Origin of the sequence: Halalkalibaculum sp. DA384 (assembly GCF_043951955.1) — a bacterium.
GTDB lineage: Bacteria > Bacteroidota > Rhodothermia > Balneolales > Balneolaceae > JAMQKA01.
This window is the reverse complement of sequence record NZ_JBINJE010000007.1, coordinates 58330-71630: the sequence shown is the minus strand read 5'-3', so window position 1 is coordinate 71630 and position 13301 is coordinate 58330. Positions and strand designations below refer to the sequence as shown.

12 protein-coding genes are annotated in these 13301 nt (G+C 47.5%); 1 reads left to right on the top strand and 11 read right to left on the bottom strand.

From position 1 onward, the window contains the following. Positions 1 to 20: 20 nt before the first annotated feature. From ACG2E4_RS06275 to rpsF, 11 genes are all read right to left on the bottom strand, one after another. Complete coding sequence (locus ACG2E4_RS06275) at positions 21 to 2768, bottom strand: TonB-dependent receptor domain-containing protein (protein ID WP_395258857.1); 2748 nt, start codon at positions 2766 to 2768, stop codon at positions 21 to 23. 255 nt (positions 2769 to 3023) lie between these two features. Beyond that, on the bottom strand, positions 3024 to 5081 hold the full coding sequence (gene ftsH, locus ACG2E4_RS06270) for an ATP-dependent zinc metalloprotease FtsH (RefSeq protein WP_395276017.1): 2058 nt from the start codon (positions 5079 to 5081) through the stop codon (positions 3024 to 3026). 153 nt (positions 5082 to 5234) lie between these two features. Further along, a complete protein-coding gene (thiL, locus tag ACG2E4_RS06265; RefSeq protein ID WP_395258861.1) occupies positions 5235 to 6263 on the bottom strand; it encodes a thiamine-phosphate kinase in 1029 nt (342 codons plus the stop codon). Positions 6264 to 6351: 88 nt separating this feature from the next. Then, positions 6352 to 6798, bottom strand: coding sequence for an ExbD/TolR family protein (locus ACG2E4_RS06260; RefSeq protein WP_395258863.1), 447 nt, complete (start codon positions 6796 to 6798; stop codon positions 6352 to 6354). A gap of 12 nt (positions 6799 to 6810) precedes the next feature. Then, a complete protein-coding gene (locus ACG2E4_RS06255; RefSeq protein WP_395258865.1) occupies positions 6811 to 7356 on the bottom strand; it encodes a biopolymer transporter ExbD in 546 nt (181 codons plus the stop codon). Between the two features lie 15 nt (positions 7357 to 7371). After that, complete coding sequence (locus ACG2E4_RS06250; RefSeq protein ID WP_395258866.1) at positions 7372 to 7641, bottom strand: hypothetical protein; 270 nt, start codon at positions 7639 to 7641, stop codon at positions 7372 to 7374. A gap of 35 nt (positions 7642 to 7676) precedes the next feature. Next, on the bottom strand, positions 7677 to 8396 hold the full coding sequence (locus ACG2E4_RS06245) for a MotA/TolQ/ExbB proton channel family protein (protein ID WP_395258868.1): 720 nt from the start codon (positions 8394 to 8396) through the stop codon (positions 7677 to 7679). 145 nt (positions 8397 to 8541) lie between these two features. Next, complete coding sequence (locus ACG2E4_RS06240) at positions 8542 to 10551, bottom strand: cytochrome c biogenesis protein CcdA (RefSeq protein ID WP_395276016.1); 2010 nt, start codon at positions 10549 to 10551, stop codon at positions 8542 to 8544. Positions 10552 to 10585: 34 nt separating this feature from the next. Beyond that, entirely contained in the window at positions 10586 to 11041 is a 456-nt protein-coding gene (gene rplI / locus ACG2E4_RS06235) for a 50S ribosomal protein L9 (RefSeq protein WP_395258872.1), read from the bottom strand. An 18-nt stretch (positions 11042 to 11059) separates the two neighbouring features. Further along, positions 11060 to 11311, bottom strand: coding sequence for a 30S ribosomal protein S18 (rpsR, locus tag ACG2E4_RS06230; protein ID WP_395258874.1), 252 nt, complete (start codon positions 11309 to 11311; stop codon positions 11060 to 11062). 76 nt (positions 11312 to 11387) lie between these two features. Continuing rightward, the gene (gene rpsF, locus ACG2E4_RS06225) at positions 11388 to 11765 is read right to left on the bottom strand and encodes a 30S ribosomal protein S6 (RefSeq protein ID WP_395258876.1); all 378 of its coding nucleotides are present in this window, start codon (positions 11763 to 11765) and stop codon (positions 11388 to 11390) included. A gap of 464 nt (positions 11766 to 12229) precedes the next feature. On the opposite strand from rpsF, the gene ACG2E4_RS06220 reads away from it, so the two are divergent. Further along, positions 12230 to 13246 (top strand): hypothetical protein, encoded by a 1017-nt coding sequence (locus tag ACG2E4_RS06220; protein WP_395276015.1) that lies wholly within the window; start codon positions 12230 to 12232, stop codon positions 13244 to 13246. Positions 13247 to 13301: the final 55 nt, after the last annotated feature.

The following is a 13301-nucleotide window of genomic DNA, read 5'->3' as shown; positions in this document are numbered from 1 at the left end:
AAGGAAACAATTATTTTCTGCTAGAGTGTCAGCGTAGCTCCAAGTTTGAAGGTAATACCCGGACTGTACTTAAAAGTTGTAACATCACCGAGCGAATATTTACGTGTATCATTCAGCAAGTTGTTCACCTCCAGGCTAAGACCATACCGACCTATAGAATGATCTATCTTAACAGCCAGGTCATGAAACGGTTGCTCGTATTCGTCGTTGCGCTGTGCACGTTTCCCGACGGTTACGATCCGTTCTCCGAAGGTGTTATAGCTCACAGAGACGTCCGTTCTCCAATCGGGCATGGAATAAAAAACCGATGCATTAATAATGTATGGAGATTGCCCTACCATCGGTCGTTCAATGTTGGCAACTCTGTTTTGTTCAGTTTCACTCATTCGGGTTTCTGAATAGATGTATGAAGCGTTGGCCACGAATTGAAGATGATCAGTGATATTTTTACGTCCCTCCACTTCAATTCCGTAAAGATCTGCTTCTTTGGCGTTATCAAACCTAACTTCATTGGCTTCTGTCAGCCGGTAAAACTTTTCTATAGGCTTTTCGAACTGTTTGTAGAAAAGGCTCACTGCAATCATTTGTCCGCCCCTGGGATATTTCTCAAAGCGTATATCATAGTTGGTGATATTGGTTTGCGTCAACTTCGGATTCCCGTACACACGCTGGCCTCCCAGATAATCGGCGAAAGAAAAGTTGGAGATCTCTCGAAACTCAGGCCGCGCCAGGGTCCGAGAATAAGCAAACCGGAGGTTGGTTCTGTCAGCAATACCATACGTGACGTTAACGGCGGGTAAAAAGTTGGTACTGTCAACTTTTGACACTTCTTCATACTCCCCATTCAGACCGTCCGGGGTCTCAATCGTCTGGGTAGACTGCTCGGCTCGCAATCCAACCTCAAACGAAAGATTATCAAGTGCCTGCCATTTGGTACTGATGAAGGCAGCGTAAAGATTTTGTGTCCCATCATACCAATCTGCATCAAACTGGGTGGTCTCTGTCAACTCCAGGTATTCTAGTACATTATCATCCTTGAACAAAGTACCGGGACTTTGTCCAGCTAGATCATCAGGAACATAAGGGGAGAGTACATCTCGATAGGCAATGCGGCGCGAGGTAAACCTACGATCCTTGAGTGTCACATTTCCGCCGGCTGAAACATCCAGGAATTTCGCCGGGTTGAGCTTGTATTTAAGCTCACCCGAGTAGTTATTGTCGTCCTGATTGGAGAAAAAATGACCGTTATTATCCCCAAACGGACTAAATTGGAAATCTCCAGTAGCTACTTCATTGTACTGCGTACTGCGTCGATCCGGACGAACACGTTGAGCTTTGTTGTACCCGATATGACCTTCAAGCGTTGACCGCAGGAAATCTTTAAAATAAGTCTCGCCTTCCAGTGTAGCTGAAAATACGGTGCGGCGGTCAAAATCCGAGACCGTCTGGCGCGTTGTAAAGTTCAAGGCATCTCCCTCAACGATTGTATTACGATCTGTTGCCGAATTGGAATACAGCGTCTTCAGCCCAAACTTGGTTACCGGAGATGGTTTAATGAAGACATTAAGCATACCGCTCAGCACTGCCGTTTCCAGCCCTTCGCTTTTGTCAAAATTTGAGTTGAAATTAGGAGTACCGTCATCTCTAAAATCCTGAACAAATTTTTCAGTTTTACCGGGTTCCAGGCTACGATCAAACTTGTAGGAGAAGTTGCTCACAATCCCGATGGGCATCGCATCCTGATTTAACTGGTTTGCGTAATTTACGCTAAAGCTTTGCGAGGGAATAACCTGCGAACTGTTGCTGATGTTCCAGTCGTTATGCAAGTCCTGCATAATACTATTTGCATTCGATTGACTGGCCCGTTGATTGTTCAGGATGGAAGGCAGACTCCGTTTGCCGTCATCATATCCCAAAAAATCGGTCGAGCTGCCGGGACTCGTATATGTATTTTCGAACGTTGACAAGGTGTTATAACTTGTTGAATAGCCCACGGTAAAATTCCTCTCACTGGGGAACTGTTTGGTCAAAATTTTAACCGACCCCCCGGAAAATTCAGCCATTTGGTCAGCGGTATAGGTTTTTTGAACCATAATATTTTCAATCAGTCCACTGCCAAATAAATCAGTTGGCGCCTCCTTTTTATTGGGATCTGTTGAAGGCACCTGTGAGCCATTTAGCTGAATATTGCTGTAGCGGTTTCCAAGTCCTCTTACGTAGATGTTCTTACCCTCCCGGACTGTCACCCCGGTCACCCTTTTCATTGCTTCTCCCACATCTCCTGCCCCGATCTTTGAAATCTGCTCAGACGATATGCCATCTTGCATGGGAACCGACTTTCGCTGTATTGACAACAGCCCTGCCTCACTGCTTCCCGAGGCTTCGGCTGTTACGGTAACCTCTCCCATTTCAACTGATTCTGGCTGTAAGGCGGCGTTAAGCCGGGTTATTTCACCGGCACTAACCTCCACCCCTGTTACCGTTTTTTTAGAGTAAGAGATGTATGAGATAGAAATTGAATATATACCCGGTTTGATCCCGCTAATGGTGTATGTACCATCGATGTCAGTGGCATCTCCCTGGCTGGTTCCTGCAATAACTACATTCGCCCCAATTATTGTCTCCCCAGATTGAGCATCGACAACCTTGCCGGATATTTTACCGGTAGCTGTTTTTTTTGTCTGCGCAAAACTGAGTTGAGAAATGAAGATACATGCAATAAAAAGGGGCCAAACCTTTATAAGTGTGCTTCTTTTATTATTGATCACGTTTGTGTGCTGATTTTGTTGAAGGTTCAACTTTCATTGCACCCGAAGGATAGCACACTCACATTGCAACAGTATTAATTCATTTTTACGGTTTGGTTACTGTAATTTTACGGTAATGTTAACAGAATGGCGTGAATGTTAACTTATTGTTAACAACAGTAGCTAAATTTGGGAGGATCGGTGCACATAGAAAGGCGGTATATCAACAGAAGAGGAACCAGGATCGGTTCCTCTTTTGTGACAAACGAACTGTACTTATTCTTCTTCGGAATCAGCTTTCGAATCTGGCGGCGCCGAATAATCCGTTCCCGGGGTCAGAGAACGATTTCCGGGTTTGCCATTTACCTTTTCCGGTGATTCATCAGAATCAAAAATGCCTTCGGGATAGCGCCCCTGGGGTCGTTCACCCAACAGCTCCCGGAGATCGTTGTGGTTGAGGACCTCCTTGTCAAGGAGCGTTTTCGCCATTTTTTCCAGCTTGTCCTTGTGCTTTGTCAAGAGTTTCTTAGTACGCTCGTAGTTTGTGCGTATTATCTTGTGAACCGCCTCATCGATACGTTCTGCGGTTTGCTCGGAATATTTTTTGTTGAACCCGTAACTGTTTTCAGGATTTTGCGAATCCTTGAGCGATATATACCCCAGCTCCTCGCTCATCCCGTACTCAGCTACCATGGCAAACGACATATTGGTAATCCGCTCGAGATCATTTTGTGCCCCGGTGGATATTTTTCCAAATGTGAGCTCTTCAGCCACACGTCCCCCGAGCAGTGCACAAATTTTGTCGTCCAGCTCCTCGGTGGTCATCAGGTAGCGATCTTCCAGGGGAGTCTGCAGGGTATAACCCAGGGCAGCAAGCCCTCTTGGCACAATGCTCACCTTCAGCACCGGATCGGTGTGCTCGAGGTACCAGCCCACGATGGCGTGTCCGGCTTCGTGATAGGCCACGATACGGCGTTCTTCGGGACTGATCAACTTGTTCTTTTTCTCAAGTCCTGCAATTACACGCTCAATGGAATCCTGAAAATCGACCATCTCCACCGATTCCTTGCCTCTTCGGGCCGCCAGGAGTGCGGCTTCGTTGCAGAGGTTGGCCAGCTCAGCTCCTGCAAATCCTGGAGTCTGGGATGCCAGCAGTTTCAGGTCGATATCGTCCGATAGCTTCAGGTTCCGGGAGTGCACTTCAAGAACCTGCACCCTACCGTTGAGATCCGGTTTGTCAATCAGGATTTGGCGGTCAAATCTTCCGGGTCGCAACAATGCGGTATCCAGCACATCCGGTCGGTTGGTCGCCGCCATGATAATCACCCCTTTATCGGAATTAAAGCCGTCCATCTCGCTCAGAAGCTGGTTCAGGGTGTTTTCCCGCTCATCGTTGGAACCCATCGCCATGCCCCGACCCCGGCTTCGGCCGATGGCATCAATTTCATCAATAAAGATGATGCAGGGCGCTTTTTCTTTGGCCTGCTTGAACAGGTCACGCACGCGGGCCGCACCTACTCCAACGAACATCTCAACAAAATCAGAGCCGCTGAGGCTAAAGAACGGTACATCTGCCTCACCCGCTGTTGCCTTGGCAAGAAGTGTTTTCCCGGTACCGGGAGGGCCGACCAGCAAGACCCCTTTGGGAAGAGTGCCACCAAGTTTTGTGAACTTTTGGGGATTTTTCAGGAATTCCACCACTTCTTCCACCTCAGCTTTAGCCTCCTGCAGACCGGCTACATCCTTGAAGGAGACCTGGTTCTCACTCTGCTTATCGTATAGTGAGGCCTTGTTTTTGCCGATATTCAGTACCTGCTGGCCAGGATTCATCCGCCGGAAAATAAAGATCCAGAAGGCTATCGCCAGACCGATGGGAATCAACCAGATCAGGATGCCGCTGAACCAGTCCTCTTCGATTCGGACGTCATACTCTACATTATTCGCATCCAGCACCGAACGGATCTGGTCTCCCTCAAGCATGGTGGTAGTAAAGGCGGGTTGTCCACTTTCACCCGTCAGCTGCCAGTCCTGCTCCTGTTCGGGAGGATTTACGATTCCGTCCTGGATCGCTTTTTCCGTGTATTGTCCCCTAATCTGGGTACCGTTGGTAATCGTAATTTTTTCAACATATCCCTTCTCGACATACTCGAGAAACTCACTGTAAATAATCCGGCTTCCCGGCTGCGGACTCATAAAATAAAACTGGATGCCGAACAGTACCAGCAGTACTAACAGGTATATCCAGATAGAAAATTTGGGAGAGTTGTTATTACCCTTCAATTTATCCTTCAGGTCGGTTGGACTACTATTTTTTTTATCAGAATTATCAGACATTTACTACTACTCAATTTTTAGATCTGCAAATTTAAATCAATATACCACTTTTAAGTGTTTCTATGTACCGTCATTATGCTTGAATTCCATCTGCGGTACCAATAACGGCAGCCGGTTTAGTATATTGGGATAGCCATGATTTTTAAATTAGTGCTATTCTTCCTCAAATGATATTAATTCTCCATCCTGCCGTTGCATCTTTACTCCCTCTTCTTTGCGTGTCACTTTGCCGATCACAACAAAATCCTCGAATTCCGCGGCCAGCTGTTCCACTTGGTCTTCCGGTATTGTAAACAGCAGTTCAAAGTCTTCCCCTCCGTATAGTGCGTACTTGTCCACATCCTCCTTCATTTCATCTGCCACATGTCGCGTTTCTATTGCAATTGGCAGGGCCGCCTGGTAGATGTGAGCCCCCACTTTTGAGGCTTCCGTCAGCTGATGAAGGTCACTTACCAACCCCTGGGTAAGATCGATCATCGCCGTGGGTTGTAGATTGAGCTCAGCAATGGTATCAATGAAGTCTCGTCGTGCACCGGGAACCAGCTGCCGTTTTACTACATATTCATAATCCCCGAGATCCGGCTGAAACTGATCTTGCCCGTGCTCCTCCCAGTATTTCTTTTCACGCATCAAAATTCTGAGCCCGGCAATTGCTCCCCCCAGATCACCGGTGACACACACCGCCTGATCGATCCTGGCGCCAGAGCGATATATCAAATTTTCCTTTTCAGCGCGACCGTGAGCCGTAATTGAAAGAGCCAAAATCTGGTGTGATGCGGTCAGATCACCGCCAGCTATTTCAACCTCATAATCATGGGCAGCCGCATCCATTCCACGGTATATTTCATCAATCATGTCCACCGAAAGCTTGTTGGGTAATCCCAGGTTCACCAGTACGGCTTCCGGAATCCCATTCATCGCGTAAATATCACTTACGGCGGCCGTAATCACTTTATATCCCAGGTGGTGCAGGGGGGTATAGGTAAGATCAAAGTTGACTCCCTCCAGAAAAGTTTCGGAACTAAGTAGTCCTGCGTAGCTGCTCGTCTGCTCCAGTACGGCTGCGTCATCCCCGATACCCTTGATCACTCTTTCATTGCGGAACGAAGTCTGTTCAGCGAGTTCCCGGATTAACCTGTGCCGTCCAATTTGTTCGATACTTCGGAAATTTTCCTTATCCACTGGCAATAGTTTTTAAAATAAAAAAGGCAGGCACAACAATTGTGCACTGCCTTTATACTTAAAGTTAGTATTAATCAGTTTATTCTTCTTATTCTTCCCGGTGAGTCGAGTAGTTGATACGCAGTGTACCTGCTTTCCTGAGCTCCTGCTCGACATCGGTGACGATACCGAATTCAGAATCTTCATCAACCCGCAAAGATACGATAAGTCTGGGCTGCTCTTGCAGCTTATCGTACATGAGGTTTCGGATAGCTCCCAAATCTTCAATAATGGAGTCATCGATCTGTACTTTTGTCTCACCTAATCGGTTTCCGGACAGTTTCTCCGGCCCTATGTAGATATAACTGACCAGTCGTTTCTGTTCGATTTTCTCAATATTCTCTGCCTGAGTAAAATCTACCTGAACCTGCAGAGTTACCTCACGCAACACCGTAGTCACCATAAAAAAGATAAGCAACATGAATACGATGTCCGGCATGGCCGATGTAGGTATCTCCTGCTTGGTATTTGCAGATTTTTTCTGAAAATGTGCCATAATAGATTTTCCTTACCCTTGATCTGGCTCTGCGATTGAAATTTTCTTTGGATACAGATCCCGTATCTGCTGTTTGGCCTCGCTCTCATCCTCGAGAGCGTCATAGGTGGTTCCGTAACGATCTTGCGCAGCCAGGTCCCTGAGCTCTTTATAAGCCCCCATGACTTCGTCAAGCATATCTATGTAGACCGAATACGGGGTTTGCCTGTCCGTTTTAATCGAGACAATCGCCTTATCGGGAGATTCTGACAAATCCGGGTCCTGCCCGTTATTGTCAATAAACTCCTTCACCCGGTCCTTCACCTCTGGCAGTGAGGTCGGTTCCTCATCGAGTAGAACCATTCCCTGGGCATTTACCAGAATCTTGAGCATGTTACGCTCTTTAATGGGAGGCGGTTCCTGATCCTGCTCCGGTTCCGGAGGCAGTACAAGCCCGATACCCGTATCGACATCGATCGTGGTTACCAGCAGGAAAAATATCAGCAGAAGAAAAGCGATATCCGACATTCCCGCACCACCAAGTTCCGGCTCTTCCCGTTGTCTTTTCTTGTTAATCATAGCTATCCGCTGAGTTTATAAATTAAATGTGCTACGCAACCCGGTAAGTAGCATGAAGAGTACCATGGCGGCAAGCATAAACAGCATTGTACCAATTGCTGCATCGGTCAGATCCCCTGCCACTCCGAACACAATGCCGAAGACAGCGAAGGGAACAAGAATTGTGACAATTCTTTTAACGTCCTGCTTGCCTGTGGTCAAGCTTTTAATACCGGCTACTATCATCGCAAGAACTCCAATACCGATGAGCCCGATTGCGATTCCTATTCCTATTACACTAGTCATATCTCTATTCCTTCAACTTTTAAAGGTGCAGATTATTATTCAGCGTCAGCTGTTCCTTCACCACTGGTATCAATAATTTGCTCGCCTTCTTTCAGAGCAACAATAGAGTCAATAAGCGTAATTGAACTCTCTTCCATTTCTGCAATAAGACGGTCAATTTTTGAAACGCAGTAGTTGTACCCCACCTGCAGAATAATACCTGCAATAAGGCCGGCAGCAGTGGTCAACAGTGCCGTTTTAATACCACCGGCAACCAAACTCGGAGAGATGTCGCCCGCCTGCTCAATGGCATCGAACGCCTCAATCATACCCACAACGGTACCGGTAAAGCCGAGCAGCGGAGCAATTGCGATAAACAGTGAGAGCCACACAAGCCCACGCTCCAGAAAACTCATTTCGATAGAGCCATAGGCGGAAATACCTTTTTCGGCAGCTTCGATTCCTTCATCGACACGCATCAAACCTGCCTGGAATACTGAAGCAATAGGGCCTCGGGTTTCGGCACACAGTTCTTTTGCGGCAGGAACGCCACCTTCTTGTAGTGCCTCCTGAACATTAACGATGAATTTTCGGGTATCAATATCTGCGAGGTTCAAAGTAATAATGCGCTCAAGGAATATGGCCAAACCCAAAATTAGTGCGACCAGTACCGGCCACATGAAAGTACCACCTTCGTTGAACCTTTGAACAATTACATTGAAAAAGCCTTGATCAGCTCCAGCTTGAAGCAGTAAGAGAGCTATTGACGATGTCATACGATTACTCCAATTATATATTATTAAATTTAAAGTTTACGGGCTTACAAAGATGCAAAATTATAGATCATTTTGATTTAAATGTCAAAATAACAAGCTTACTAATTTAGATAAATTGAGATGTTAAAAAGGATTTACAATTCAACTAGTCAGCCAGGGCTGTGGATCCGGTTGATTCCGGGTCGAATCGGTTTAACCCATCATCAAGGAATTGCCTGAACTTGTCTTTCTGAGTGTAGCCTATGAGTTGATCCAGCACTTTACCTGTGTAGGGGTCAACTATGGCATACGTCGGCAGGGCAACTGTTCCCGTCAATTTAAATTGAAATTGCTGGTTTTCCGGCCCGTCAGTCCCATCATCCGTATAAAGCCGAACTTTTTCCATTTTTGCAAATCGTTTTTGAATTTCTTTCAGCGGAAAGACATTGGTCTCCATGGCCCGGCAGTTGGTGCAGGTATACCCCGTGAAATCGATGAAAATGGGTTGCCCGGTCTGTTTGGCCTTTTCAAGGGAAGCTTCATAGCTGTCGGACCACTCCTCCATATTCGATTCAATGCCGCCTCCCCCCCCTCCTCTCTGTGCGATGGAACTCACCACGCTTACGTCCGTTGCCTGTTTTGGGGGCAGCCAGGCGTCCCAGATACCAAGCGAGGCTCCGAGCAGTCCCGGAATCAAATAAAAGCTGAACAGGAATAACGGAATCGCCACCATCAACCGGCCGGTACCGATCTGTTCCGGTTTTTTTTCATGTTTTAAAGAATAGGTTCCGATGACATATAGCCCGGCAAGGAAAAATATCGTAATCCATGCCGCAATAGCGAGCGGCCGCGAGACAAGCCCCCACTGCCAGACCAGGTCTGCATTAGAAATAAACTTGACCGCAGCAGCCAGTTCTATAAAACCGAGCAACACTTTTACCACGTTCATCCAGGAACCGCTTTGGGGGAGCGATTCAAGCCATCGGGGAAAAAGTGCGAAAAGCACAAAGGGGGAGGCAAAAGCTGCTGAGAAGCCCATCATCCCTATGATCGGGTAGAACCACTCCCCGCCCGTGGTAGCGGCCAGTACTCCTCCCACAAACGGGGCGGTGCACGAAAATGAAACCGCACTGATCGTCAGCGCCATAAAGAGTACACCCAGTATGCCCGAACTTTCATTGCTCTTTTGATTGAGCCAGTTGGTAAGCTGGTAGGGCAGGCGCAGTTCAAACATACCGAGCAGGCTCATTGCAAACACGATGAGTATAATACCGATAAAAAGATTTACCCAGGGATTTGCGGCAAACTGGTTTGCCCCGGAGGCCCCGATCAGTACCGACAACAGTGCGCCCAGTAAAGTAAAAGTGGCCACAATCGCTATCCCAAAAAGCAAGGCCTGTCCCACCGCCCGCTTGTTATTTCCTTCATTCTGTTTGGAGAAAAAAGAGACGGTCAAGGGAATCATCGGGAAGACGCAGGGCGTCAACAGGGCTGCAAATCCCGCAGTCAGTGCAATCCACAGAAAAGAGACAAATCCCCCACCGGTGTAACCGCTGGTGTCGGGTTGAATCTCCCCCTCCTTTCCCCCACTGCCTGTGGCAGGTTCGGAATCCGCTTCTTCCTCCGCACGCTCTGCTGTTTCCCCGGATTCCTCAAATCCATCGTAGGGCTGAGATGCGACTCCGGCTATTGAAATGCCCTGTGTAATCGACTTCGTCTTGGGCGGCAGGCATGCCTTGTCGTCACACACCTGGTACAGTACCTCCAGGTCTATCATGGAAGAACCACTGATCCCCTCCTTGAATGCCAGCGGGATGGTGAAAGTCGCTTCCGAGGTATGCCACCCAAGTTCGGTATCGAAATTGGGGTCATACTCGATCGAGGGTTCCGTCTCGCTGACCTCTCCCGCTATCGCGAGCGCGCTGTTGGCCGAGGAGAACTGGGTGGGATAGGGTCCGGCATCCGGATCGTTATTTATGGAGTAGAGATGCCAGTTTCCCTCGATTTTCGTTTGTACGGTGACCTCGAAAACCTCGCCGGCCTTTACCGTTTCAGGACTCTGGACCACCTCGAACGAGACCGGGTCGAGCATCTGCCCCTGAACACAAAATGGGGACAACACCAGCAGTGCGATCCCCATTGCAAAAGAAAGTAAGCTGTTTTTCATGGTAGTCATTCAAGATCAGTGTTATTAATTATAACACCACATGTTACTCCTTGACTACCCAAACCTTAATTTGTGGCTTTATTTCACTAATCAAGTTTATGGTAGCCGTGTATTCGCCAAGCGTCTTGATGTCCTGATCGAGCGATATCTTACGCTTGTCAATTTCAATATCGCGTTCCGCCAGTGCATCGGCGACATCTTGTGTAGTAACGGAACCGTGGATCTTTTCGTCTTCCCCTACTGTAACAGGAATAGTGACTGATGTCGTTTCAAGCCTTTCAGCCATCTCCTGCGCCTTCTCGATTGTGAGTTCAGCACGGCGTTCGGCTTTTTCCTTGATCAGCTGCAGCTGCTTGAGCGCACCCGGAGTTGCGATTTCCGCTTTTCCCTGTGGGATCAAATAATTTCGGCCGTACCCGGGTTTTACTTCCACTACCTCACCGGCATCGCCCAGCTTCTCCACATCTTCTTTTAAAATCAACTTCATCTGTTTAGGCATAGATAAAAATCCTTTTGTTTATCTGAGGTTCTCTGCTACATATGGAATCAACCCAAGAAAGCGGGCCCGTTTGATGGCGGTAGCCAACTGGCGCTGATACTTGGCACTGGTCCCCGTCACGCGACGAGGCAGAATTTTGCCCTGGTCATTCATAAAACGCTGTAGCAATTCCGTATCTTTGTAATCAATATATTCGAGACCAGCTTTTGAAAACTTGCATTCCCGTGTTCGTATCTGGCCTTTCTTCGGATGTGATGGATTCTTAATCATAATTGTAGATATCTTGTATTTAAGCGGTCACAAACACATTCCAGCGAAATTTGATGTATCCGTGACTGAATTCTTGTTAATTTTCCTCTTCTTCCTCTTCTTCATGTGCAAATACGTTGGGAACCGTCCCCTTGCGCTGCTGATCGCGGTGACGTAACATCTTGGCGTCATATTTCAAGGTAAGATACCGTATCACATTATCATCCAGGCGAAGCTGCCTTTCCAGTTTCTCAATCAGTGTTCCGGGCGCGGTAAAGTAGGCATTAACGTAATACCCGCTGTTTTTACCATCCATCTCGTACTCAAATTTTCGGATTCCCCACTCATCGACTTCATCGATTTCGCCCTCATTATCACGAATAAAGTCGGTAAACTTGTTGACGATCCCGCTAAATTGATCGTCCTCCAGTACGGGATTTATAATATAGGTTAGTTCGTAGTATTCTCTGCTCATTGATTATTTTCCTTTGGTTGTTTTCATTGAAAACAGCCGATCTGGCTTTTTGCCGACCAGCAGGTTACTGTTGCTTTCAAAGATCGATTCATATTCATAAAAGCTGCCACATAGCGCCAGCTTTAACGAACAGGCAGGCAAAAATAGAGCTTTTTGGGGGGAAATCCAATCCCATAAATCCAAATTTTTCACTCCCCGAAAACACTGAACACTATCTCGGTCCGATGAACAGGGAGATACGTTGCCGACTGCAGCTAACGATATATACTGCTCAGGGGCCGGAACGTTCCTGCAATCTTATCCTGCCCGGTTGACCTCATTTTTACTAGTACAATTCTTTTTGCAGGGACTATTTATAAATCAATACAAAACAAATACTTAAAAAAACTTTGTTATGAATATTATTGTTTTCTTAAGTACCTTTCAATAGAGACAGGTTAATCTTTTTCCCACCAAAAGGTACTATGGGTTCAGGTTTCGAGGATATTCGTGAAACGCTAAACAGTCGGCGTTCTGAGCTGATGAGCAAACCCAATGTTGTAGCGACCGGTATTGGGTATAAAGTGACCAACGGTCGCCAGACCGAGGAGCTCAGCATTATTTGTTCAGTGGAACTAAAAAAGCCCAAGAAAAGACTGACCCAAAAAGACCTGATTCCCGCGGCTATCCATGGTATTCCGACGGACGTGCTCCCGTCAGGTCCCTTCGTGGCGCGTCAGGATCCGAAGGGAAGATTCCGACCTGCGCCCGGTGGGGTAAGTATAGGGCATTTCGATATTACGGCCGGCACGCTGGGCTGCCTGGTCAAAAAAGACGATACCATTTATATTCTTTCCAACAACCACGTGCTCGCAAACAGCAATGAAGCCGACATCGGGGACGCGATTCTTCAACCAGGTCCGTATGACGGCGGTCAAAATCCACAGGACCAGATAGCAAAGTTGAGCGAATTTGTGCCGATCAGCTTTGACGGAGAGGGCGAAAATGGATCGTCTCCAGGCTGTTTTACCTCCAACATGATCGCTTCAGTTCTGAACAGCATCGCCTCAACCATCGGCAGCTCGGTGCGTATGCGTCCATACCGGGTGCAGACAACGGAAAACCTGGTGGATGCCGCTATAGCAGAGCCCCTGACCCCCTCGGACCTGGAGAACGAAATACTTCAGATCGGAACGATTGCCGGCACCCGGGAAGCTGAACTGGGAATGGAGATTAAAAAGAGTGGTAGAACCACGGGATTCACCACTGGAACCATCCAGCAGGTGGATGTGACGGCCCGTGTCAACTATGGGGCCAACAAAGTAGCCACATTTGTGGATCAGCTTGTGGCCGGCTCAATGAGCCAGGGCGGAGACAGCGGGTCTGCGGTCCTCGACAACGAAAATAACCTTGTAGGATTACTCTTTGCCGGGAGCGATACCTCCACAATCATCAATCGAATTGACAATGTATTCAATAGCCTGGATGTAACGCTGCCCTGACACTTCCCTCCGCAGATTACCCGGATTTTTTGGAAAATGTGCTATATTATTCTGC